The 24,565-nt window shown below is 50.9% G+C and carries 27 protein-coding genes; 17 read left to right on the forward strand and 10 right to left on the reverse strand.

Annotated elements, in window-relative coordinates; translation table 11 throughout:
• Positions 1-64: 64 nt before the first annotated feature.
• The 5 genes from BOW06_RS00250 to BOW06_RS00270 form a co-directional block, all read right to left on the reverse strand.
• Positions 65-268 carry a cold-shock protein gene (locus BOW06_RS00250; RefSeq protein ID WP_043118433.1) on the reverse strand — a complete coding sequence of 68 codons (204 nt, stop codon included), beginning with the start codon at positions 266-268 and terminating at the stop codon, positions 65-67.
• 186 nt (positions 269-454) lie between these two features.
• The gene (locus BOW06_RS00255) at positions 455-1,450 is read right to left on the reverse strand and encodes a thioredoxin family protein (RefSeq protein WP_143556174.1); all 996 of its coding nucleotides are present in this window, start codon (positions 1,448-1,450) and stop codon (positions 455-457) included.
• Between the two features lie 176 nt (positions 1,451-1,626).
• Positions 1,627-3,021, reverse strand: a complete 1,395-nt coding sequence (locus tag BOW06_RS00260) for an NAD(P)(+) transhydrogenase (Re/Si-specific) subunit beta (protein WP_370602460.1) — start codon at positions 3,019-3,021, stop codon at positions 1,627-1,629.
• 18 nt (positions 3,022-3,039) lie between these two features.
• Positions 3,040-3,327, reverse strand: a complete 288-nt coding sequence (locus BOW06_RS00265; protein WP_043118430.1) for a proton-translocating transhydrogenase family protein — start codon at positions 3,325-3,327, stop codon at positions 3,040-3,042.
• A gap of 63 nt (positions 3,328-3,390) precedes the next feature.
• Positions 3,391-4,479 carry a Re/Si-specific NAD(P)(+) transhydrogenase subunit alpha gene (locus BOW06_RS00270; protein ID WP_078454339.1) on the reverse strand — a complete coding sequence of 363 codons (1,089 nt, stop codon included), beginning with the start codon at positions 4,477-4,479 and terminating at the stop codon, positions 3,391-3,393.
• Between the two features lie 209 nt (positions 4,480-4,688).
• On the opposite strand from BOW06_RS00270, the gene BOW06_RS00275 reads away from it, so the two are divergent.
• The 8 genes from BOW06_RS00275 to soxA all read left to right on the forward strand — a co-directional run bounded on the left by BOW06_RS00275 (position 4,689) and on the right by soxA (position 11,995).
• Positions 4,689-5,651 (forward strand): SLAC1 anion channel family protein, encoded by a 963-nt coding sequence (locus BOW06_RS00275; protein WP_043118427.1) that lies wholly within the window; start codon positions 4,689-4,691, stop codon positions 5,649-5,651.
• Between the two features lie 89 nt (positions 5,652-5,740).
• Complete coding sequence (locus tag BOW06_RS00280) at positions 5,741-6,784, forward strand: AAA family ATPase (protein ID WP_043118426.1); 1,044 nt, start codon at positions 5,741-5,743, stop codon at positions 6,782-6,784.
• A 12-nt stretch (positions 6,785-6,796) separates the two neighbouring features.
• The gene (locus BOW06_RS00285; protein WP_078454340.1) at positions 6,797-8,092 is read left to right on the forward strand and encodes a vWA domain-containing protein; all 1,296 of its coding nucleotides are present in this window, start codon (positions 6,797-6,799) and stop codon (positions 8,090-8,092) included.
• 27 nt (positions 8,093-8,119) lie between these two features.
• Positions 8,120-9,562: a M48 family metalloprotease gene (locus tag BOW06_RS00290; protein ID WP_043118837.1), complete on the forward strand. Its 1,443-nt coding sequence runs from the start codon at positions 8,120-8,122 to the stop codon at positions 9,560-9,562.
• A 215-nt stretch (positions 9,563-9,777) separates the two neighbouring features.
• Positions 9,778-10,149, forward strand: a complete 372-nt coding sequence (gene soxX / locus BOW06_RS00295; RefSeq protein ID WP_078454341.1) for a sulfur oxidation c-type cytochrome SoxX — start codon at positions 9,778-9,780, stop codon at positions 10,147-10,149.
• Positions 10,150-10,188: 39 nt separating this feature from the next.
• Positions 10,189-10,662, forward strand: a complete 474-nt coding sequence (gene soxY, locus BOW06_RS00300; RefSeq protein WP_043118420.1) for a thiosulfate oxidation carrier protein SoxY — start codon at positions 10,189-10,191, stop codon at positions 10,660-10,662.
• 59 nt (positions 10,663-10,721) lie between these two features.
• Positions 10,722-11,054: a thiosulfate oxidation carrier complex protein SoxZ gene (gene soxZ, locus BOW06_RS00305; protein ID WP_078454342.1), complete on the forward strand. Its 333-nt coding sequence runs from the start codon at positions 10,722-10,724 to the stop codon at positions 11,052-11,054.
• An 89-nt stretch (positions 11,055-11,143) separates the two neighbouring features.
• Positions 11,144-11,995: a sulfur oxidation c-type cytochrome SoxA gene (gene soxA / locus BOW06_RS00310; RefSeq protein ID WP_078452920.1), complete on the forward strand. Its 852-nt coding sequence runs from the start codon at positions 11,144-11,146 to the stop codon at positions 11,993-11,995.
• A gap of 232 nt (positions 11,996-12,227) precedes the next feature.
• Here soxA and BOW06_RS00315 read toward each other — a convergent pair whose 3' ends face one another.
• Positions 12,228-13,124, reverse strand: coding sequence for a lysophospholipid acyltransferase family protein (locus BOW06_RS00315; protein ID WP_078454343.1), 897 nt, complete (start codon positions 13,122-13,124; stop codon positions 12,228-12,230).
• A gap of 64 nt (positions 13,125-13,188) precedes the next feature.
• Here BOW06_RS00315 and BOW06_RS00320 point away from each other — a divergent pair, with 64 nt between their 5' ends.
• Genes BOW06_RS00320 through BOW06_RS00330 form a run of 3 tightly spaced genes read left to right on the forward strand, consistent with a single transcriptional unit; the run spans position 13,189 to position 15,263 of the window.
• Positions 13,189-13,689 (forward strand): hypothetical protein, encoded by a 501-nt coding sequence (locus BOW06_RS00320; protein WP_230209633.1) that lies wholly within the window; start codon positions 13,189-13,191, stop codon positions 13,687-13,689.
• Between the two features lie 15 nt (positions 13,690-13,704).
• On the forward strand, positions 13,705-14,541 hold the full coding sequence (gene galU, locus BOW06_RS00325; protein WP_078452922.1) for a UTP--glucose-1-phosphate uridylyltransferase GalU: 837 nt from the start codon (positions 13,705-13,707) through the stop codon (positions 14,539-14,541).
• 35 nt (positions 14,542-14,576) lie between these two features.
• Complete coding sequence (locus tag BOW06_RS00330) at positions 14,577-15,263, forward strand: rhodanese-like domain-containing protein (RefSeq protein ID WP_052132320.1); 687 nt, start codon at positions 14,577-14,579, stop codon at positions 15,261-15,263.
• Positions 15,264-15,368: 105 nt separating this feature from the next.
• On the opposite strand, the gene BOW06_RS13000 is transcribed toward BOW06_RS00330, so the two are convergent.
• From BOW06_RS13000 to BOW06_RS00345, 3 genes are all read right to left on the reverse strand, one after another.
• Positions 15,369-15,536, reverse strand: a complete 168-nt coding sequence (locus BOW06_RS13000) for a hypothetical protein (RefSeq protein WP_155276173.1) — start codon at positions 15,534-15,536, stop codon at positions 15,369-15,371.
• A gap of 297 nt (positions 15,537-15,833) precedes the next feature.
• Complete coding sequence (locus BOW06_RS00340; protein ID WP_078454344.1) at positions 15,834-16,874, reverse strand: NADP(H)-dependent aldo-keto reductase; 1,041 nt, start codon at positions 16,872-16,874, stop codon at positions 15,834-15,836.
• A gap of 36 nt (positions 16,875-16,910) precedes the next feature.
• Positions 16,911-17,861, reverse strand: coding sequence for an AEC family transporter (locus BOW06_RS00345; protein ID WP_043118411.1), 951 nt, complete (start codon positions 17,859-17,861; stop codon positions 16,911-16,913).
• A 139-nt stretch (positions 17,862-18,000) separates the two neighbouring features.
• On the opposite strand from BOW06_RS00345, the gene BOW06_RS00350 reads away from it, so the two are divergent.
• The 5 genes from BOW06_RS00350 (at position 18,001) to BOW06_RS00370 (ending at position 21,980) form a co-directional block, all read left to right on the forward strand.
• On the forward strand, positions 18,001-19,200 hold the full coding sequence (locus tag BOW06_RS00350) for a BaiN/RdsA family NAD(P)/FAD-dependent oxidoreductase (protein ID WP_043118407.1): 1,200 nt from the start codon (positions 18,001-18,003) through the stop codon (positions 19,198-19,200).
• 36 nt (positions 19,201-19,236) lie between these two features.
• Entirely contained in the window at positions 19,237-20,076 is an 840-nt protein-coding gene (gene mepA / locus BOW06_RS00355) for a penicillin-insensitive murein endopeptidase (RefSeq protein ID WP_043118406.1), read from the forward strand.
• Positions 20,077-20,114: 38 nt separating this feature from the next.
• Entirely contained in the window at positions 20,115-20,669 is a 555-nt protein-coding gene (locus BOW06_RS00360) for a hypothetical protein (protein WP_043118403.1), read from the forward strand.
• Positions 20,670-20,680: 11 nt separating this feature from the next.
• Positions 20,681-21,115, forward strand: a complete 435-nt coding sequence (locus BOW06_RS00365) for a DUF1841 family protein (protein WP_043118402.1) — start codon at positions 20,681-20,683, stop codon at positions 21,113-21,115.
• Positions 21,116-21,185: 70 nt separating this feature from the next.
• Positions 21,186-21,980, forward strand: a complete 795-nt coding sequence (locus BOW06_RS00370) for a hypothetical protein (protein ID WP_043118400.1) — start codon at positions 21,186-21,188, stop codon at positions 21,978-21,980.
• Here the strand turns inward: BOW06_RS00370 and dxs are convergent, their stop codons facing one another.
• Positions 21,981-23,846, reverse strand: coding sequence for a 1-deoxy-D-xylulose-5-phosphate synthase (gene dxs, locus BOW06_RS00375; protein WP_256857543.1), 1,866 nt, complete (start codon positions 23,844-23,846; stop codon positions 21,981-21,983).
• 88 nt (positions 23,847-23,934) lie between these two features.
• On the opposite strand from dxs, the gene BOW06_RS00380 reads away from it, so the two are divergent.
• Complete coding sequence (locus tag BOW06_RS00380; RefSeq protein WP_043118396.1) at positions 23,935-24,495, forward strand: TrmH family RNA methyltransferase; 561 nt, start codon at positions 23,935-23,937, stop codon at positions 24,493-24,495.
• Positions 24,496-24,565 lie beyond the last annotated feature (70 nt).

Raw genomic sequence — 24,565 nt, forward strand, 5'->3', positions numbered from 1 at the left:
AGGGGCCAAAAATGAAAAAACCCCTGACCAACGAATCGGCCAGGGGTTTCCTTATGTCATGCTATTAAAGCGGGACGACATTATTGGCACATGGGCCTTTCTGTCCTTCACCAACTTCAAACTCAACCTTCTGACCTTCATTCAAAGTGGCATAACCAGAGACTTTGATTTCAGAATGGTGAACAAACAGATCCTTTCCACCATCATCAGGTGTAATAAAACCAAAACCTTTGTCCGCATTAAACCACTTAACCGTACCTTGACTCATTTTCAATTTCCTACTGTTGCTAATGTTTGTGAATCGCAAAAAGCATTTTCTGACGACTCTAAAAAAATTGTCTTCCAACATTTCGTCAGTGACAATCATTAGCATCTTACACGTCTAAGTCGCCAAGTTCTTGTGAATATTCGATTAAAACCGGTTTTTTTTCGAAAAAAATGGAAAAAATACCTATTATTCAGCCACATCACGCTGTTTCAGGCGCCATAACTGATAATCGACCTGCTCATTGTAGGCTCGACGATTGATGTAATCGAGCACACCCCACATGCGATAAAACTGCACAATGGAGTCAACGCGCATCACTTCGCGCCCCGCTTCATCAAAGAAAAGTATGGTTGGCAGATGGAATATGCCGAGCTCATCGGCCCATTCACGAGCAGTGGTTTTTTTGCCGGATGGCGTTGTCACTTCATCATCACTGGCGATATTCACCTGCACAACATCCATCTTGTCGAGTTCAGCAACAAGACGATCATCATTTAACGGCCCTGAATGTAAAAGGTCGCAGGCGTGACAATTTCCCTGCTCAAAGAATACCGCGAGCGGTTTAACTGCCGGTTGATCTGTACGTGCCAACTCATACGGCGGCGCCATAAAGAAGTCACGTTCAGTCAGCCCACCCTCCTGGAAAAAGACACCGGGTTCGGCACGCGCAAGGTAATCGCGGAAAGTCTCTGTCTTGTAGAATTCACCGACAACGTATTTAAGCGCAGCCCTGAATTTGTATGGCGGATAGAAACCGCGCAAGCGAAACACCTTTTCACCTTCGCTGTTATAGAAGATCAGTGATGGTGTGAAATTAACCTGGTACTTGATGGATAAGTCACGCTCGGTATATTCATTGCCATCCGTATCTGTAATATCCTCGATACCCCAGATATCAATGGGCAGGACATCAAAGTTCTTCTGCATGTAGGTCCGGATATCGGGAGTGCCCAGGTCAAGACTTAGAAACTGTTCGCAGTAACTGCAACGCTTCTGGCCGAAGTAGACAACGATGCCCTGCTTGCCTTTTGCCAACGCATCTTCCAGGTCGTCACCGAGATCACCGGATGGCAATATAAACCAGTCAGGGTATTTCAGAGGCTCTTCTAGCTGGATATCGTCAAAAACGATACTGTCGTCGCTTGCTGCAAACAGCATTCCTGGTGACAGCAACAGAAACAACAGAAGTCCAAAAAAAGCAATTCCCGTCCCGGCCTGGCATTGTTGCCTTTTACCTTTTACCTTTTACCTTTTACCTTTTACCTTTTACCTTTTACCTTTTACCTTTTACCTTTTACCTTTTACCTTTTACCTTTTACCTTTTACTTCACCTTGAACCTCGGGAGCCCAAGACTCCCTTAATGTCCTCCGCCCTTCAGGGTCGTCACCATGCCTTCGGCAACATCCTTCGCGTCGCCAAAGATCAATGAACAGTTATCCTGATAGTAGAGCAGGTTTTCAACACCCGAGTAGCCGGGGCGCATCGAGCGTTTGACGACGAAAACATTTTTTGCCTTGCCAGCTTCGAGGATCGGCATACCGTAGATGGGGCTTGATGTATCATCCTTCGCAGCCGGATTGACGACATCATTCGCGCCAACAACGAGAACCACATCGGCAGTTGAGAACTCGGGATTGATTTCATCCATCTCAAGCACGTTGTCATAAGGAATATCCGCCTCGGCGAGCAGAACATTCATGTGGCCCGGCATACGTCCGGCAACCGGATGGATAGCAAACTTAACCGGCACATCACGTGCTTCCAACTGTTCCATCAGCTCTTTCATCGCATGCTGTGCCTGTGCAACCGCCATGCCATAACCTGGAACAATAATGACCTTGTTGGCATCTTCCATCCAGTAGACCGCATCTTCAATCGCGGCAGATTTGACACCTTTTTCAACAGCTTCACCGACGGCACTTGGCGCATCACCGGATTCGCTACCGAAACCACCGAAGATGACATTCCAGATTGAACGGTTCATCGCGCGGCACATGATATAGGAGAGGATCGCACCGGAGAATCCAACCAGCGCACCAACGATGATCAACAGATGGTTCTGCAGAGTGAAACCCGTTGCCGCCGCAGCCCACCCGGAATAGGAGTTGAGCATCGAGACAATAACGGGCATATCAGCACCACCGATCGGAATAATCAGTGTAAAACCGAGAATGAATGCAAGCAGTGTCATCAAGACAAGCGAGGTCATGCTTTCGGTCAGGGCGAAATGAACACCCAGTGCAACAGCGGCAATGGCGATCGCCGCATTGACAGCATGCTGTCCCATAAAGCGAACCGGCTTGCCGGAGATAATCCCCTGCAGCTTGCCGAATGCGATGACAGAACCGGAAAAGGTGATCGCACCTATTATAATGCCCGCCGACAGCTCGCCCATCAGTACGCCATTAAGCAGGTCTGCTTCGCGCTTGTTAAGAAAGGTACCGATCGCCACCAATACAGCCGCCATACCAACAAAGCTGTGCAGTGCTGCAACCAGCTGCGGCATATCTGTCATCTTGATACGCATCGCAAGGATGGTTCCGATCACCGCACCACCGACAACACCGGCAAGAATGAAACCGTACGACTGGACCTCGCTACCGAACAGGGTTGCGCCAATCGCAATCGCCATACCGGCCATACCGAGATAGTTGCCACGCCTTGCCGATGCGGGATGGGTCAACCCTTTCAGCGCGAGCACGAAAAGCACCGCGGAAACAAGATAGGCTATCGCCTGGAAATTAACTGAAATCTGCATTATCAAGCTCCCTTATTTCTTGTCCTTGCGGAACATCGCAAGCATTCTGTTGGTGACAAGAAAACCGCCAAAGACGTTAATCGAGGCGAGCAGGACAGCAAAGAAACCGATGATTTCAGCCGTTGTACTGACTGACTCAAGTCCGGTGACCAGCAGGGCACCAACAATCACGATTCCTGAAATGGCATTGGTCAAAGCGACCAGCGGCGTATGCAACGAGGGTGTTACTCCCCATATGACGTAATAGCCAATGAAACAGGAGAGCACGAATACATATAGTGCAACCAGTGTGTCAGGCATGGGAACAGTCTCCGAAATCTATAATCCAATCACTCATCATTTTATTCTTCTCTTTTATCAGGCCTAGCGAACCTGCGCCGCCTGTGTAATCTCGTCTTCCTCAAAATCCCTGAAGACAAGTTGCCCCTCCTGCTCCTCGACCATGATCTGAACCAGGTTGAAGAGATTCTGCGCGTAGAAATTACTCGCGTCTGTTGACATCATCGAGGGGTAATTCGTATGTCCGACGAGGATCACACCATGCTTCTCGACAACCTTGTCCGCCTCGGTCAGCTGGCAGTTACCGCCGTTGCCCGCAGCCAGGTCAATGATCACCGAGCCCTCGCGCATGCGCTTGACAACTTCATTCGGGATCAGAACGGGAGCCGGCTTGCACGGTATCAGGGCAGTAGTGATGATCACATGCGCCTTGGCTAGTTCGTCCGAGAGCAGTTCCTGCTGGCGCTGCTTGGCTTCGTCCGAGAGCTCCTTCGCGTAGCCTCCCGTACCCTCACCGCTTTCGCCAACATCAATATCGATCCACTTGGCACCGAGTGATTCAACCTGCTCCCTTGTCTCCGGGCGGACGTCGTAGGCATACACGTCTGCACCCAGTCGACGTGCAGTTGCAATCGCCTGCAGACCTGCAACACCAACACCCAGAACCACGAGTCGCGCGGGCTTGGCAGAACCTGCTGATGTCATCATCAACGGCAGAAAACGGCGGAAACGCGCAGATGCTTCAATCACTGCACGATAGCCCGCGATATTACTCTGCGACGAAAGTGCATCCATTGACTGCGCCCTGGAGATACGTGGAATATGCTCCATGGCAATCGGCGTAATATCCTTGGTAAGCAATTTCGCGAGGGTGCCATCATCCTCGCAATTTTCGAGGTGACTGACATATACGCTCTTTTCCGCCATCATCTCAACGTCATCCATCAACGGACGACGCACGGACAGAATCAGGTCAGCAGAGAGTGCGGTCTGGCGATCAACCAGTTCCACACCCGCTTCTAGGTATTCATCATTATGGAAATGTGCAGCCTCACCGGCACCTGTCTCCACTTGCACGGTGAAGCCCTTGCCAATCAGTTTTTTTGCAATTACCGGGGTTGTAGCAACACGGCTCTCGCCGCTGCGAGTCTCTTTAATTACGCCTATTTTCATCGCGCTCTTGTCTGGTTTTAATGACAGAAAATCCGATCATTATGCGGACTCACGGCGCACGGCACAAGCGATGCAGAATCAAACAGCCTCTCATGGCTCAATTAAATGGTTTTATATCTTTGCCAGAAGCGCCCTGATAGTGCTGATGATTAGCATTATGTTAAGATGTTTTGTATTGAATCACTGCCGACAAACCGTGTAATAAACCCATGTCAGAAACCAGGCGCCTACCCTATTTTCCCATCTCCTTTTTCTCAATGATTATGGGCCTTGCCGGCTACGTGCTGGTGTGGATGCAGTGCGAGGAACTCAAGCTCTACCCGATTTATCCTTCCGAGTACCTGGCTGTTCTGGCACTTGGACTGTTTCTGCTGCTGTTATCAATTTACACTGCAAAAGCAATCAAACATCCTGACAAGGTAAAAGCCGAGTTACATCACCCGGTCATGCTGAGCTTTTTCCCGACCATATCTATCAGCCTGATCCTCATCGGTACCATGCTGTCACTGTGGTTCCCGAAAACAGCTTTCTATATCTGGACGAGCGGCGCAGTGCTGCAGTTGATACTGACACTCTATATTCTCTCGAAGTGGATTCACCACGACCATTTTGAAATACACCACATCAGTCCTGCCTGGTTTATTCCCGTGGTGGGCAACATCCTCGTACCACTGGCTGGCATTCAGTATGCACCTATCGAGCTCAACTGGTTCTTCTTCAGTATCGGCCTGCTGTTCTGGATCGTGCTGTTTACAATCATTATGTACCGCATGATCTTCCACCACCCGATGCCGGAAGCGCTGTTACCTACACTATTTATTATCATCGCACCACCAGCGGTGGGCTTTGCCGCCTATCTCAACCTGAGCCCGGAACTGGATAACTTCGCACGCATTCTTTACTACAGTGCGCTATTCCTGACCATGCTGCTGTTGTCGCAGGGCCTGCGCTTTCTGCGTCTGCCGTTTACACTCTCCTGGTGGGCCTATTCATTCCCGCTCGCCGCGATCACCATCGCAACCTTTGCGATGTACGCGGAGACAGGCACACGTGCTTTCCTCGCTATTGGCTATGCGTTGCACCTGTTGCTGACCGCGGTTATCGCCACGCTCTTGCTGCGTACTTTTCTCGCTGCACGTCGCGGAGAGATCTGCCGCCCACCACAAATGTAGGAAATTCTTATCCCGGCACGGATCATGGTTGATCTTTAAGCTGCCGGGAGTGATCCTATAGACAACTTGAATTACTTCACCTACTGCACATGCGCCCAGCCCAGCTAATAACCATTCTAGAACAGGAATTCACAAGTACCAGTGAAGGCCATCACACCCCCGTCATGTTGTGGGGTCCGCCGGGTGTCGGAAAAAGCCAGATGGTGGCGCAGATTGGCGAGAGGCACCAGGTGCCCGTCGTCGATATTCGCCTCTCGCAGATGGAGCCATCCGACCTGCGTGGCATTCCATTCAGAAATGATGACATGGTCGAGTGGGCAATTCCTGCAATTCTGCCCAGTGCAGAACGCCACGGGGAGGCAGGCATCCTGTTTCTCGACGAGATCACCTCGGCACCACCAAGTGTTTCGGCAGCAGCCTATCAGCTGATTCTCGACCGGCGCCTGGGCGAATACAAGGTACCGGATGGCTGGGCAATTTTTGCTGCAGGTAACCGCCAGGGCGACAGGGGTGTTACCTATACGATGCCGGCTCCACTTGCGAATCGGTTCTCCCACTTCGAGGTTGATGTCAACCTGGATGACTGGGTGCACTGGGCCTACGAGAACAGCATGGACGAACGTGTTATCGGCTTTTTGCGTTTTCGTCCCGAACTGCTGTTCGACTTTGATCCTGCACACAACCCGGTTGCTTTCCCCTCCCCCCGTTCGTGGGAGTTTGCGCATCGCGCTCTGCAGAAATTCGACCGTCACCCGCAACTGCTGCAAGGGTCATTACAGGCCTGTGTCGGACCTGCTGCCGGCGTTGAACTCACTGCTTTCGTCAACAGCCTGGAACAGATGCCTGATCTCGACGCCATCGTCAAAGGCGAGGAGAGCAGCGTTCCTCAAGAGATCGATCTGCAATACGCGGTTGCCGCAGCGCTGGTCGGACGTGCTATCAAGGCACAAAACTCGCCTGATGCAGCGATTGTCACCGGTCATATTCTCGATTATGCGAACCGCTTTCCACAGCGGGAAATGGGCGTCATGCTGGTTTCCGATCTGCATCGCGCCATCGGCGAACCCCTTTTCCAGGTACCCCAGTTCAGCGAGTGGGCGACGGCAATTGCCGATGTCATGCTCTACCAGTAAAGGCAGCTGAGAATGCTTGATGCCCAGGCAGTCGAAACCAAGCTTGTCGCCGCACGCACAAGGCTGATTATCGATAAGCCATTCCTAGGCGCACTGGTATTGAGACTGCCATTGAAAACTGCAAACGCCTCCTGGTGCCCAACAGCGGCAACGGATGCAAAGCACTTTTACTACAACGCTGAATATATCGATAACCTCTCTATTGAACAGACGCAGTTCATCCTTGCGCACGAGGCTTTACACTGCGCGCTGCGCCATTTTGCGCGACGCGGGCATCGTGTCATCCACCGCTGGGATCTCGCCTGCGACCTCGCCATCAATCCCCTGCTGATGACTGACGGCCTGACGCCACCGCCCGAAGCACTCTACATTCCGCAATACGAGGGCATGACAGCGGAAGAGATCTATCCACTCCTTGAGGAAGATGATGACAGGGAGACGATGGATCAGCATCTTTATGACAGTAGTGAAAATGACTCGGGTGGTGACCCGGATGGAGAGGGTATGGATAGCCCTCCTCCACCATCCCAACGCCAGCAGCAACAACAGAATGGCGGCAAACAGCACGAGAGAGATGATAACGAGGCCGGTGGTTCGACGCCGTCCGGTATGGATGACCGCCCTCAGGGAGCACCGGGTGACAGTGCAGACACACCGCCACCCCCACTGACAGAACAGGAGAAAGAGACTCTTGATGTGCAGTGGCAGCAACGTACCGCAGGTGCGGCTCAGCAAGCACTGCAGGCAGGTAAACTGGGTGGAGTGCTGGCGCGCATGATCGACCACCTGCTGCAACCGCAGCTGCCATGGCGCAATCTGCTAGCGCGTTACATGTCGATGCTGGCGCGTGATGACTTCAGCTATATGCGGCCATCAAGGCGCGAAGGTGATGCAATATTGCCGTCACTGCGAAGTGCGCAGGTCGACCTGGTTGTTGCGATCGATACAAGTGGCTCGCTCAAGGCGAAAGAGATAGCAGAATTCATATCGGAAATCGACGCCCTCAAGGGACAAGTACGCGCCCGTCTGACCCTGCTGCCGTGCGATGCGACGATTGCAGAGGGTGCGCCGTGGGAATATGAACCCTGGGAGGAATTCAAACTCCCCGAGAAAATCCATGGTGGCGGCGGAACCGACTTTCGTCCTGTTTTCAATTGGCTTGAAGAGCGTGGGCGCCAACCCGATTTGCTGCTTTACTTTACTGATGCGGATGGTGATTTCCCCTCATTGCCACCTGCCTACCCGGTGATCTGGCTGGTCAAAAACAAGACCCCTGTTCCCTGGGGAGAGCGCATCCAGTTGAACTGAGTACGCCAAACACCTGTCATAGACAACATGAAAATGATTAAACCACTTCTCACCATCCTTCTGTTCAGCTGGACATTGCATCCTGCCCTGGCACTCGACTACTCCCTGCCAGACATGGGAGAGTCATCCGGCGCCTACCTGAGCACAGTACAGGAACGCAAGCTGGGGCGTGCGTTCATGCGTTACGTCCATGCCAACGCCAACGTGGTCAAGGACACCATGCTGACCGGCTACCTGCAGTCTCTCGGAGACCGGCTTGCCAGCAAGGCACAGCTGGGTGCGGGAAGCTTCAACTTCTTTCTTGTCGATGACATGCTCATCAACGCCTTTGCCGGCCCCGGAGGCTACATTGGCGTCCATACCGGGCTGATTCTCGAGGCTGAGACTGAAGATGAGCTGGCAGCGGTGGTCGCCCACGAGATTGCCCATGTCAGCCAGCGCCATATCGCGCGCATGGTGCAGGAAGCTGAACAGATGGCTATGCCGGCAGCCGGTATGCTGCTCGCCGCAATCCTGCTTGGTGCCGCAACAGGTGGAGCCGGAGCAATGGCGATGGCAGCCGGTGGGCAGGCAGCATTAATGCAGAAACAGATCAACTTCACGCGTGCCAACGAACGCGAAGCCGATAATATCGGCATTCAGATTCTGGCAAAGTCAAAACACGACACACGTGCCATGGCAACTTTCTTCCAGCGCCTCGGACGTGCCACCAACTCGGGCGGCGTGACATTACCGGAGTTTCTACTGTCGCACCCGGTGACTGCAGACCGCACCGCTGATGCACTTGCACGTGCAGAAAAATACCCGTACCAGCAACAGCATGACGACTTTGATTTCCAGCTGTTCAGGGCAGCGATCAGGGCAGATCAATTCTCTAGCGGCAAGAGTTCCGCCAAGCACTTCAAGTCGACTCTGCGCGACGGGCGCTACCGCAGCGAGGATGCTGAACGCTATGGACTGGTGCTGGGCCTGATGCGTAGCAGAAAATATTCAGAGGCGCGCAAGGAACTTGGCAAGCTACTGTCAAAACACCCGCGCAACCCGATGATTCGCGCAACCAATGCACGCCTGTGGCTCAAGCAGGGAAACAACCAGAAAGCGGTATCAACAGCAAAACAGGCACTTGCCAGCAAGCCTGGCAATCATGCTTTAACGGTACTCACAGCGGATATCATGACTCGTGCAAGACAACCCAAATCCGCCTACAAGTTACTCAAGAAGCATGCAAAATCACACTCCGACGACCCGCAGACATTCAAGTTGCTGGCGCGCGCTGCAGCTGGTAGTAAAAAGAAAGCGGATTCACATGCAGCGCTTGCTGACTACCACTTCCTGGTAGGCGAACCGGATGTCGCCGTGCAACAACTACTGATTGCACTCAAGACGCCAGGGCTGAGCTTCTATTCGAAGTCAAAACTTGAAGCGAAAAAACGCATGATGGAAGAGGAGTCAGCCGCACTGAAGCGATAGACTCTCCACCATGCAATGCCTTAATTATACTGTGGTAAATAGCTTGGCAAACCCTTTTAAAAATTAGTTGATTTATATCAATTGCCGCTTGCACATTGTTGCAATTTAGGTATTCTAGGAAAACTCGTCGGACGATATCGCAGAATATAACTGTGAATTCACCCCGGCCATACGAGTCATAACAAATATCATAAAACTGTTGAGGAGGACTCTAAATGCGGAAACCCGCTAAGTTGACCGCTATTGCTGCATCATTTGCAGCTGTGCTCGCGGTATCCCTCGTACCTGTCAGCTCTATGGCTGAAGGCGCAAAAGAAACTATCGCCATGGGTAAAAAAGTCGCCTATGACCGCAAGCTCGGCAACTGCCTTGCATGCCACATGATGGACGACGGCGTTAGCCCTGGTGACCTTGGCCCGCCACTGGTCGCAATGAAAGCACGTTTTCCCGATCCGGCGAAACTGCGTGCCCAGCTTGAAGACCCAATGGCTGCCAATGCAAACACAATGATGCCTCCCTTTGGAAAGCATAATATTCTGACTGACGATCAACTCGATGCTGTTATCGAGTATCTCTACACATTGTAAGACGTCAAACTAGTTGTTGAATTAAGGAGAATATCCAAAATGATCGATGTAAAACGCCGAGTTTTTCTGAAAGGCTCTGCTGCTGCCGGTGCTGTTGTTGCAGCTGCTGGCGCAGGACTGATCGCGCCACAGGCCGTACTTGCCGAGTGGAATGAAGCCGCTTTCAGATCAAAAACTGTTGCGGATGCCATAAAGGCACAGACCGGAACAGATGCAACTGAAGAGAGTGCAGATATCAAGATCAAGGCGCCTGAAATCGCTGAGAATGGTGCTGTTGTACCAGTTTCAGTTTCAAGTAGCATTGCCGGTGTCACAGCCATCTCGATCCTTGCTGCAAGCAACCCATCCCCGATGGTTGCAAGTTTCGCACTGGGCGAAAGCACAGTAGCTGACGTCAGCACACGTATCAAAATGGGTAAAACCGGTGACGTCATTGCCTTGGTACAGGCTGGCGATAAGGTTTATACCGCCAAGAAAGAAGTCAAAGTCACCATCGGCGGTTGTGGCGGTTAATCTCCTCGAGATTAATCATCAACCAGTTTTGTATAGAATCTGATTAGAGGTATATTTAAATGGCTAAGGGTAAAAGCTCAATCAAACTGAGAGCTAAAGAAAAGAACGGCGTCACAACCGTTAAGGCGCTGATGTCTCACCCAATGGAAACCGGCCAGCGTAAGAACAAGAAAACCGGCGAAAACATCCCTGAGCACTTCATCCAGGAAGTTGTTGGCGAGTACAACGGCAAAGTTGTCATCACCACATCATGGTCTGGTGGTGTTTCCAAGGACCCATACCTGTCATTCTCCTTCAAAGGCGGAGCGAACGGTGAAATGGTCAAGGTCTCCTGGACTGATAACAAGGGTGGCAGCGACTCGAACGAAGTCAAGATCAAGGGCAAAAAATAAGCCAGTGACACAATAATAGATGATGCCGGTCACTCCCCGATAACCTCGGGGAATACCGATATCACACCCTACCGGGAGGAGTATAAACTATGAAAAAGACAGTTGTCGCAATAGCAACACTGTGCGTCGTCGGGCTCTCCAGCACCGTTGTCGCAAAAAATGCCGCTGATACAACACCGGCACAAGATATCGAGACCTACCGCAGCTACTTCACCAAAAAATTTCCAGGTGTGCCACTGCAGGAGTTTTCCAATGGTGTTTACGCCATTGACAAGGTTTCCCGTGACAGTTGGGAAGCTATCGAGGAATTCCCGCCATACGAACCTTTCATCGAGGAAGGTGAAGAGTTGTGGAACACACCATTTGCCAACGGCAAAGGCTACGCTGACTGCTTCAAGGATGGTCCTGCACAGCGCAAGAACTATCCACACTGGGATGCGAAACGCAAAATGGTTGTTACCTTGCCGCTCGCAATTAACGAGTGTCGTGAGGCCAATGGCGAGAAACCTCTGAAATGGAAAGTAGGCGCAATCGCTTCCCTGCTCGCATACATGGGTTACGAGTCACGCGGTCAGACAACCAACGTTGTTATACCTGAAGGCGATGCGGATGCACTGGCAGCCTACAATGAAGGCAAGAGCCAGTATTTCAGCCGTCGCGGCCAGTTGAACTTCGCTTGTGCAAGTTGTCACATGCAGAGCTCTGGCATGCACGTACGTACTGATATCCTGAGCCCTGGACTAGGACACACCACTGGCTGGCCAGTGTACCGTTCAAAGTGGGGCAACCTGGGTACACTGCACCGTCGTTTCGGTGGTTGTAACAAGCAGGTTCGTGCCAAGCCATTCAAGGCGCAGAGCAAAGAGTATCGTAATCTCGAGTACTTCCTGACTCACATGAGTAATGGAATCGAGTTCAACGGACCGTCTGCACGTAAATAAAATATAACAACAATAAAGTCTTAAACCCGGCGTAAGCCGGGTTTTTTTATGTACAGGATGTACGGTATGCCGGTCGGTAAATGCTCCTGCATAACCGACAATCCTGCCGTGCAGGGATGCACAAATGCCGTGGGCGCAGGATGCACAGGAACGGCCCACATCCCTGTGGGTCACGGTGACATGGAGCGATGAATGCACAGGAGGGGCGGTATGGCCTTAGAAAGAAGAATAATTACTCTCGTAACTTCAAAACCTTGTATGGGGAACGTGTGCCTTTCGGCTGTATGGTGAAGCGCTTGTAACCCCACTGATACTGTTCAGGACATACATTAACAGATTGCTCTACAGCCGCATTGATCGCTCGCACAGACTTTGCGAGGTCCCTGTCATAAATATCTTCGTCAACCTTGTGCAGATGAATCCTGAATCCCTCACCTTTTGGCAAACGTTCCATATAGACTGAGCGGACCGCAGCACCGGTTTTTGCTGCAAATTTGGCAGCTAGCGTCATAGTATAGGCCGGTTGCCCGAAAAACGGAGAAAACACAGCTGCTGAAGCGCTTGATTTCTTTGGTGTCTGGTCAGGCAGAATTGCGACTCCTTCGCCATTTTTCAGTGCCCCCAACAACTGCTTGATTCCTGACACGTCTGTTGGTGCTGTTTTTGATCCGGTTGCCTGGCGCCCGATTGTCATAACCTCCTCGAGCCAGCGTTGTCTCGGTGGACGGTAAAAAACGGTCATTTCAATATTTTTTACTACCTCACTGAGCCCTACTTCCCAGTTACCCTGGTGTGGAACAATAAAAATCAGACCTCGACCTTCCTGTTGAAGTTGCCGGATTTCCTCCATCTCGTCACCGAAATAAAGCTTGCTGGTAAATCGCGAAGGTGGCTGCAGCCATACCAGTGGCAACTCTGCCAGGAACTTGCCATCCTCTTGCAAAGATCGTTTTGCCAGTTGTTTGCGTTCGGCAGGATCCATTTCAGGGAAACAGTGCGCCAGGTTGATCTCCGTAATTCGTCGTTCATTCGTACGCAGATACCATGCTAAAGAGCCCAACAAACTGCCTATTCTTTGCGCTGTGCGCAATGGGACATGACTGTAGAGTGTTAGAAGATATTTAAGCAAATTTGAATCTCATACCAGCTTCGTATATGTTGTCGCCTATTGTACGCTTTTCCAATCGAAAACTGTGGAAGATCAGGAATTACAGGTCGAACGCTGTCGCGACTATGACACCTCTATCAGCGCACTTTTTTCACGCTACGGACTCAATACAGTCAGTATCGCAAATGAAGAGCCGATACCAGGCAGTTTCTGGGGAGAGTCGGAGGCCGGCCTTATCGCAAATGACCTCTATATTCGTGAAGACACCCCGGTACACTCTGCATTTCACGAGGCATGTCACTACATCTGTATGGATCAGCAGCGCCGTACCGGCCTGAATACAAATACCGGTGGTGATGTACACGAGGAAAATGCTGTTTGTTATCTGCAGATACTGCTCGCTAACCAACTTGATGGCTACAGCAGCGACCGTATGATGCAGGACATGGATAGCTGGGGATACAGCTTCAGGCTAGGCTCTGCATCTGCCTGGTTTGAGAAAGATGCCGAGGATGCACGCGACTGGCTATTGCATGCTCAACTAATCACACAAGAGAACCAACCCACGTGGAAGTTCAGAACATAGGGAAAACAGAAAATCATGACAAATACAATCACAAAATGCGTCTTTCCCGCCGCAGGCTATGGCACCCGCTTTCTGCCTGCAACCAAGGCCATGCCGAAAGAGATGTTGCCCGTTCTCGACAAGCCTCTTGTGCAATATGGAGTGGAAGAAGCCCTTGCTGCCGGGATGTCCACCATCGCGATCATCACCGGACGAGGCAAGCGAGCCATTGCTGATCATTTCGATATCAGCTATGAACTAGAACACCAGATTCAGGGGTCATCAAAAGAGAACCTGCTGCACGAAATACGCAACCTGATTGACCAGTGCACCTTCCTTTTCACACGCCAACGAGAAATGCGCGGCCTCGGTGATGCCATCCTCTGTAGTGAGCCACTAACCAATCATGAGCCATTTGGCGTCATACTTGCTGACGACCTGTGCAGTAACGAAGACGATCCTGTCATGTGTCAAATGGCCAGGCTATATGAAGAGCATCAGTGCAGCATTGTTGCCGTACAAGAGGTCCCGATCGATGAGATCAGCAAGTACGGTGTCATTGCCGGTGAAGAGATCGAAGATGGAATTTACCGTGTAACCGACATGGTGGAAAAACCCCCAGCAGACAAAGCGCCGTCAAATCTTGCGATTATCGGCAGATATATACTGACACCCGATATCTATGAGATCCTGCGCAATATCGAACCAGGTAAAAATGGTGAAATCCAGCTCACCGACGCCATACTTGAACAGGCAAAACAAGGCAAGGTTATTGGCTACAGGTTCAAGGGGCAGCGATTCGACTGCGGCAGCATTCATGGTTTTGTTGACGCAGTAAATCACTTCTTTTCAAAGTTCTCGCCAGACGAATAAATGGCTGGAGCAATATCGACATAATGAGAATTTGCATGCATCCGACACACTTGCTAATCACCATACTTCTACTTATTTCTACATCGGCATATGCCGTCGACAAGCAGGATGTACAAAAGAAGTGGCATACACCATTTGATCTCTATCTGGATCCTCAAGAGGCCTTTGACATGGTGACATCCAGGCCGCAGGAGACTCTTTTCATTGATGTACGCAGCCAGCCAGAGGTCCATTACATCGGCATGGCCGAACAGGTCGATGCCAATATACCCTACATGTTCGACTCGCTGGATTGGAAGTCCAAAAGGGATGACATACACGGGACATTCAGAAAAAAACGCAATCCTGATTTCGAAGCTGCGGTTGTCAACGCATTAGCTTCAAAAGGTCTCAACAAGGAGAGTCCTGTCATTATTATCTGCACATCAGGTTCACGCGCACCTTTTGCTGCGCGGGCACTCCACAAAACCGGGTTTACAACTGTCTATACGCAAGTAGAAGGATTTGAGGGAATCAAGGCAAAGAGTGGCGAGAACGAGGGTAAGCGACTGGTTAATGGCTGGAAGAACGCCGGCCTGCCATGGAGTTATAAGCTGCAAGCGAAAAAGATGTACTTCACTTATGACCCGAAATTAAGGGAGGCAGATGAGAAATCCATCATAGACATGCCAAAGAAAATGATGGATATGTTTGATCCGAGAGGGAAAGAGGCTGGAAAATAAGCCCACTAGTAACTGTCAGCCTGTTAGTCGCAGCTAGCATTCCAATACACAGAATCCCGGGGCCCCACTTGTCCCAACCGGAATGGATCAGCTGATCATGTCGACTCAGTTGTACCCAAGGAAGGCGATATCACGGGTCTCTTCCGGAGCCAGTTCATCATCCTTCATATAACTAAACCAACGAGTCTTTTCACTCTTTTGTGTTTTTTTCTGAACGCTCTTGGGCGCTTTCTTTTTTTGCTTTTCAGCGGTGTGCCGATTCGCATCTGACATATTTAGTTCCCCAACCAAAGTAATAACGCGATGCCCCAGTCTGCATACAATCATGCAGCCTTCATTAAAATATAGACAATAAATTAGAAAGTTACAAATTTATTATGAAAAAATAGCGTTATCGAATCAAGAGCTTAACAGCATAAATGCGGGTAAATTATTTTTGCAGCGCAGCAATATGCGCACCCACAAGGCATTATATTCCTTGTTTTTTTCTATTAATTTCAATAACTTACAAGAAACAAGCATTGATCTGAAAATATCCTTTCAGATTAATGAGTTACGTCTACTTTCTGGTTATGGGGAGGGGTTTGGGTGCTCCTCGTGGATGCCATCAATCGCCTTTACTAACTCCTTGTCGAGTGAAATCCCGAAGCTGGCGATATTAGTTTCAAGCTGCTGCATGGATGTTGCACCAATAATATTTGATGTCACGAAAGGTCGGCTGGTCACATAAGCCAATGCCATTTGAGCCGGATCAATCCCCCACTCTTTCGCCAGGCCGACATAGGCTTCAATTGCCGCAACTGCGCGCGGGTTACTGTAGCGGTCAAAATGGCTAAACAGCTTCAGACGTGATCCTTCCGGCATCCTGCCTTGAAGATATTTCCCGGACAAAACACCAAATGCCATCGGTGAATAGGCAAGCAGCCCGACAGCCTCTCGATGAGAGAATTCGGCCAGACCCACTTCAAATGTTCGGTTCAAAAGGCTGTAAGGATTCTGGACAGATTGGATACGCGGTAACTCCTGTTCACGCGAAAGGCGCAGGTATTCGGCAACTCCCCACGGGGTTTCATTAGAGACACCGACATGCCGCACCTTGCCCTCACTGACAAGTTCAGCAAGGGCTTCCAGCGTCTCTGCAATCGGCACGCCCTTCTCCTGCTGCGGGTACTTGTATCCAAGCTGACCGAAAAAATTGGATGGACGATCCGGCCAGTGCACCTGGTAAAGATCGATGTAATCCGTCTGCAAGCGCCGCAGGCTATCCTCTATTGCAATCCGAATATTTTCGCGACTCAAACAGTTCCCGGCGCCGCGGATATGATCCATCCAGTCTGCACGCCCAACCACCTTGGATGCAACAATGACCTGGTCCCTGTTGCCACGGGCAGCCAGCCAGTTGCCAATCTGCTCTTCTGTTCTACCCATGGTTTCCGCCCTGCCTGGAACAGGATAGAGCTCGGCGGTATCAATGAAGTTGATACCACACGCAATCGCATAATCGAGTTGTTCGAATGCCTCATCCTGACTGTTCTGTTCACCAAAAGTCATGGTGCCGAGACAGATTGCACTAACCTGAAGATCTGTTTTCCCGAGTTGCCGGTATTCCATACTGTTTCCTGTCAATAAATCAATGCAAGCATTCGACTATATTAAACCCAACCCACGCATCGATGCGATACCAATACTCGTAAACAACAGCGAACCCAGGGTTGTCACTACGACAATATTCGCCGCCAACGCAGGATTGCCACCCATCGCTCGTACCATCACGTAACTTGCTGCTGCAGTCGGTGCTGAAGTCATCATAAAGAGTACACCGAGTTCCATACCACGCAGACCGACAAGAATTCCACCTCCAGTCAGAAGCACAGGCACGAAGATCAATTTACAGCCACTTGCAAACATCGCATTGAAGGTTTCGTATCGTAATACTCTCAGGCTCAGAGAGGCCCCTGTGACCAACAGGGCAAATGGCAGGGTCATTTGCGCAAAATAGTCGCCTGCGCGCAACAGTACAAAAGGAATTTCTACCTCCCACCAGGCAACAGGAAGCGCTAGCAATATACCGACGATCAGGGGATTCGTCCCTATATCCCTGAAGGATTGAAGCATCGAACGATGCCTGTTGAGCGACCGGTTGAGAGTAATCACTGCCAGCACATTGAACAGGATAGTGACAATTCCAAGATAGAGAGACGCCGCAGCCAAGCCGGCTTCACCATAGCCATTAACACAATAAGCCAGCCCGATAATTCCCATATTTGAACGGAATCCGCCCTGCACCACGACCCCCCTCTCCTCTGCAGGCGTCACGAGGTAATTTGCCAGTAATTCAAGCAGGAGATACACAAACAGGGTTCCAACAATTCCAACTGTAATCAGCTTGAAATTGGCAACGCCGGAAAATCCTGTTTTACTGATAGTGATAAACAGCATGGAAGGCAGAAGTACATTGAACACCAGCTTTGAACCGGAATCGATAAAAGCATCGGTCAGAATCCCTATCCTGGCGAGGAAAATACCCAGGATCAGAATAACGATGATCGGCCCTGTCACCGTTAAGGCAAACTGAATTGTCGATAAAAAGTCTGCCATCTGTTTTTTCCGGTGTGGGAATCCTCTGAATTGTCACACCATTCTACCCGCAACTTCTGATGCTCTGTCATACAGTGTTGCAACTCTGCTTAACTCAACGGAGAATGCTGATTCTGTTTATCTGCATGACACCCATACAATGACACTGGCAGAGAATGACTATGATGTCATCATCATCGGCGGCGGGGCCTCAGGGCTTTTTTGCGCCTCTCTCATCGGCCAGTGCGGATCGCGTGTTCTGGTCATAGAGCACACCTCAAAAGTCGGCAAGAAAATTCTCATGTCCGGTGGTGGCCGCTGCAATTTCACCAACCTGCAGGTTGAGGCAGATAACTACATCTGCGCAAACCCTCATTTTTGCAAATCGGCACTCAATGGCTATACCCAATGGGATTTCATTGCGCTTGTCGACAGCTACGCAATCAAATGGCACGAACGTGACCACGGACAACTCTTTTGCGACGATTCTGCACGCGAGATTCTCGACATGTTACTCAGCGAGTGTGGCAAGGCTGGAGTAAAGATTGAAACCCGCTGTGAAGTCACACAGATAACAGCTGATGAAGGCTACACAATTGAAACCGGCAAAGGCACACTGACCTCGAACAAGCTGGTTATTGCCACCGGGGGCCTCTCCATACCTACGATGAATACCACCCCTTTTGGTTACCAGGTTGCAGAACAGTTCGGCATGCGGATCAAATCGACACGGGCCGGACTCGTGCCTTTCATGTTCAGTGACTGGTTCAGGGAGATGAGTGAAGAACTCTCCGGCATTGCAATTGAGGTCACCATTTCGACAGGCAAACACGCCTTCACAGAGAACATTCTTTTTACACACCGTGGTCTGAGTGGCCCTGCTGTACTGCAACTCTCTAACTACTGGGAGCCAGGTGAACCGGTCAGAATCGACCTGCTGCCGGGAGATAATCTCGAACACTCTTTTCTGGAAGATAAGCAGACAAATCCAAAATCGAGCCTGCGCCAGTTGCTGATACAGAAACTGCCAAAAAAGCTGGTCGATCTGCTCGCGCAGAGATACTGGAAGGATGAAACAGCCCTCTCCATTACCGAGATACCGAACCGGCGGCTTGCAGAAATTGCACAGACTCTCCACCACTGGGAACTCAAGCCCGCCTCTACCGAAGGCTACAGAACAGCCGAAGTGACACTCGGTGGAGTAGATACCGATGATCTCTCATCAAAAACCATGGAGAGTAAAACACAAAGCGGTCTCTACTTCATCGGCGAGGTTGTCGATGTCACAGGACACCTTGGTGGTTATAACTTTCAATGGGCATGGTCATCTGCCTATGCGGCAGCAAAGGATCTTTGCTAGTCTTATATACATGAGCTGTTTCAAAACGAGTTACACATGATCCGCAACCTGTCCCTGCTTGCCATATTATTTTCCGGCGCGGTCTGTGCCGCCCCGAATTCATGGGAAAAGTTCCAGTCGCCGCTGGAAAGGACACCTGAACCGATCGGCAGCTATGCCAACGGCTGCCTGATTGGCGCCGAGGCCCTGTCAGCAAAAGGAAAGGGTTACCAGGTTGTACGACTCAATCGGAAACGGAATTACGGCCATCCGAACCTTGTTGATTTCCTTGAGGATCTTGGTAAGAAAGTCAAAAAAGAGAATCTTGGATTGATGCTGGTTGCCGACATGGCAATGCCACGAGGCGGGCCATTTACCAAGGGCCACACCAGTCACCAGACAGGGCTTGATGCCGATATCTGGCTGCCGCTCAACTACAAGAATGTCGATAGCCTCAAGGGCAACCTCCAATCTGTTTCCATGGTTGATAAAAAAGCGTTTGTCGTCAACAAAAGAGTCTGGACAGACAAGCAGGCACAAATGATCAAGCTCGCGGCAGATGACAAACGTGTCGCACGTATATTTGTGCACCCTGCCATCAAGAAAGCCTTGTGCGAGAAAAAATGGAGTAGTCGCAAGTGGCTGAGTAAGATACGCCCCTGGTGGAAGCATGACTCTCATTTTCATGTACGCCTGAAATGCCCGGCTGGCGCAGTCGAATGCAAACCGCAATCCCCACCCCCGGCAGGAGATGGCTGCGGTGCAGACCTGGCTGCCTGGTATCCGGAAAACCAGCCAGACAAGCCAGCCGTTAAGAAACCACGCCCAAAACGGATACTGCCTGCAACCTGCCAGGCGTTGCTGAAAGAAGCAGCCATATCCGCCTTGAAGGATTGAGATACAATCAACGCCAGATGATTACAGGAGAGAGCACGATGAGAAAAACTGTCATCCAGTCAATATCAGTAGCTGCGTTGATCATGATTTCGGGCCAGACTGCTGCTCAGCCCTACTATCAGCCGGCATACCCGACTTATGGTGAGCGACCAACTCCGGAGTATGCCTACCCTCCTGCCTATGCACAGAATCCCTATCCTCGTGAACGTCGCTGGTCGATGTGGCGCGATGGCTGGGATTTTGACCGCCGCACCAAACCATGGGAAGGCGACTACTGGGATGGCCGTGATCGGTGGGGAAATCGCAGCGACTGGGGCCCATTTGAAGGCGTTGTCGATGGCAGCGGAGCTGGCGATTTTGATTTCAATATCTCTGCAGAAATAGAGTTCGATGTCGATGCAAATGCAGATGTCGACGGTGACAGTGATGCCGGCAGCCACGTCTACCACTACAATTACAACTACTATTACCAGGAGCCGGGATATAGCGACTACCCACCTCCTCCACCGGCTTATAGCTACTACCCCCCGGCAGAATACTATCCGCCGATGGAATACTATCCACCGGAATACGGCTACCCACAGCCCAGATAAGCGCACATAAGATGTTTGGTAACGACCGCAATGCCATCAGGCAACAGTTCATCTCTGCCTGGAAGCTTTACAGAATGCCTGGAGCTCAATTGACACCGCTGCAAAAGATGATCGGTGACATCATCGCCATGCATCCGGAATATCACCCCCTGTTCGAACAGGAGGATGAAAAACTGGTTGAGAGCGAATTTGGTGCCGACGGCGGTCCAAATCCATTTTTTCATCTCGGCATGCATATCTCCCTGCATGAACAGTTGCAGACAGACAGGCCAACGGGTATCAGGGATATCTATCAGCGCCTGCAAAAAAAATCACCCGACAAGCACCATGCCGAGCACCGCATGATGGAGTGCCTGGAAAAAAGCCTTTGGGAGGCGCAGACAAAAGGCGTTTTGCCTGATGAGAAGGCCTATCTCGAATGCCTCAGGCGGCTGCCCGGAAAATAACAGAAAAGCTGTTCAGCAAGGGTTCAGCCAGGATCAACTATATTATGGTTGTAACAGGGAGGAATTTGAGATGAAAAGCAAACTGATAATGATTCTGCTGACACCTCTACTGCTGTCAGCCTGTGTCGTCGGGACCTATTATGATGATGGGCCGTATGGCTATTATTCTGGCTATCCGGGATATATCTATGGTCATGATGACTACTATTTCTATCCTGGAGTAGGTGTCTATTTCCATATCTACAGTGGTGACTACTTCTATATCCACAATGGACGCTGGATTCGAAGACATTTCCTGCCACGCCATTACCGCCTACATCACAAGCACCGCAGGCATATTGTCCATCATGGCGGCAAGCCCTACCGTGATTTTGACAAGCACAAGCGGAAGTATCGTCGTGATGACCGTCACAGGGGTGATGCGAATAGTGACCGGAGAGAGCGTGATAATCTCCACAAAGATCACGAAAACAGCCGCAAAAAGCACCGTGAACGTCAGGAAGAGCCCAGGAGAGATCATCGGGATCGTCACGATGATGGCCCAAGGGAAAGAAGGGATCGCGATGCCAGGCGTCAGAGGAATGAAGTCGATAAAGCCGTTGTTACAAAGAAACAACGACACGATCAGCAGATTTCCAAAAGCAATAAAAAGCGGAACAAGAGTAAAGAAGCTGTTGAAGAGCACTCAGACCGCTCTGGAAAAAAATATGGACACAGTGAGAATATCCGGTCAACTAAACGTAAGGATAAAGAGGCTATTGAAGAGCGCTCGGGAAAGCGGGAGAAGAGAAGCAAAGAGCATGCTGAAGAGGAAGAGAGCACCCGGCTGGGTTACCGCCACCGGGAGGAGAACCGTTCAGATTAGTTAGCTGATTGCGCTTGATAGTCCGGCATGTGCTGCAGAGACTCTTTGGCGAATTGCCTGCAGCAAGGAATCGTCATCAAGACCCGCCTCCTGTAGCTGCTCTACCTGGGTCGCCTGCTCGATATATGTGTCGGGCAGACCCAGCTGTAGCAAATCTGTCTGGATTCCCTCGCGATTCAGATACTCTGAAACAGCCGATCCGGCACCCCCCTGGATAACATTCTCTTCGAGTGTCACCAACAGTTCATGTGAAGCAGAAATCTCACGTACGGCATCTTCATCAAGAGGCTTGACGAAGCGCATGTTAACAACAGTTGCATCGAGTTCTTCAGCAATGCGCTGTGCACTCGCAACCATGGTGCCGAAGGCAAGCAATGCGATATGTGAACCCTTGCGGCGCACTTCCGATTTTGCTATCTCGAGTGTCTCCAGGTCATCCTGCTCGGTGACATCCGGACCGCCACCACGCGGATAACGCACCATTGCCGGCCCTTCGAATTCATAGGCAGTCTGTAACATCATGCGCGCCTCGCGCGCATCGGCAGGCGCCATAACCACCATGTTCGGTATTGCACGCACATAACTCAGATCAAAACTACCCGCATGGGTTGCACCATCGGCACCCACTTCGCCGGCACGGTCCACGGCAAAGGTAACATCGAGGTTCTGGAGCGCCACGTCATGGATCAACTGATCATAACCACGCTGTAAGAATGTCGAATAGATAGCAACAACCGGTTTTACATCTTCACATGCCATGCCTGCAGCGAGCGTCAGCGCATGTTGTTCAGCTATACCGACATCGTGATAACGCTCGGGAAAGCGTTCGGAGAAAGCAACCAGACCGGAACCTTCGCACATTGCCGGAGTGATCGCATTCAGGCGTGAATCCTGCTCGGCGGCATCGCAGATCCAGTCATCGAAAACCGCAGTATAGGAACGTGATCCTGCCCCTTTCTCCATTTTTCCCGTGTTGGGGTTGAATGGAGTCACACCATGGTAGGTGATCGGCTGATCCTCTGCCGGCTCGTATCCCTTGCCCTTCTGAGTCACAAGGTGCAGAAAAAGTGGACCGTGCATCTTTTTCATATTACGCAGGGTTGAGAGAACCATTGGCAAATCATGTCCATCAACCGGCCCCAGGTAGGTAAATCCCAACTCCTCCCACAGGGTTCCAGGCAGCATCATGCCCTTCATGTGCTCTTCCCAGCGATCGGCAAATTCACCGATATTCAGACGTCTGAAAACCGAGCGTCCCTTGTCCCTGACTTCGTTATAGAATCGACTAGAAAGTACCCGTGTCAGATACCTGCTGACCGCACCGACCGGTCGCGAGATCGACATATCATTGTCATTGAGTATCACGGTCAGGTTCAGATCATCAATCGAACCACCATGATTCATGGCCTCAAAGGACATTCCGCCAGACAAGGCGCCATCGCCGATAACGGCAATCACTTCGCGCTCAATACCCTGTTGCCGCGCAGCCAGCGCCATGCCAATCGCCGCACTGATAGAAGTCGAGGAGTGGCCTGTGCCGAAAGTATCAAAGGGTGATTCAGTACGGGATGGAAAGCCGGCGATGCCATCCTTCTGGCGCAGGCTGCCCATCTGCTCTCTGCGCCCGGTCAGTATCTTGTGCGGATAGGCCTGGTGGCCGACATCCCAAACCAGGCGATCATGCGGGGTCTTGTAAATTGTATGCAGGGCAACGGTCAGTTCAACAACACCAAGACCTGCTGCCAGGTGCCCACCTGTTTGCGAAACACTTTTGATCAGAAAACGGCGCAATTCATCCGCCAGCTGTGAAAGCTGGGCATCATCCAGCTTGCGCATGTCTGACGGCGTATCAATAGTCTCCAGCAATGGGAAAGTACTATATGGCACGGGCAAAAGTTAATTTATAAGACATAACGATGTATTCTATCAGCATATCTCATTAACAGAAGAAAAAATGGAGAACCAGCGACCACGCCTGTCACCCGCAAAACGCCGCGAGAAACGCCACCAGGCGATGTTACGTTATGAAAAGCAGAAACGTCGTAATGTGATGGCTGTCCCGGGTTGCCATGACATCGTCTTGGTACTCGACCATCTCAAGGGCGGATTTAACGTACCCAAGATTTTTCGCAGTGCCGAGGCCTTTGGTGCAGCAGAAGTACACCTGGTTAATGTTCCACCATTTGATCCTGCTCCCGGTAAAGGAGCTTTCAAAAAGGTTCCGGCACGCTTTTTCGAGCAGATGTCGGATAGTCTGAACTCGCTGCGTGAGGCTGGTTACAGCCTGTTTGCTCTCAGTGCCGATGCAGACACATCACTGACACAATCTGTTCTGCCGGAAAAGTCCGCTTTCATCCTCGGCCACGAGGAGTTCGGTCATAGCTTCGATCCCGCCCAACAACCGGATATCAACTTTATTTCTATCCCGCAATTTGGACAGGTCGAGAGTCTCAATGTAAGTGTCGCCGCCTCCATCGTCCTTTACGAATATGTTCGCCAGCACGAAAAGAAGTGAAATGTACTCTGGTGCTGTATGCCTTGCATTTCCCGCCGTTAACGGAGCCCGTTCAAGCCACGGAAGAAGC

This window comes from Solemya velum gill symbiont (assembly GCF_002020255.1).
GTDB lineage: Bacteria > Pseudomonadota > Gammaproteobacteria > Chromatiales > Chromatiaceae.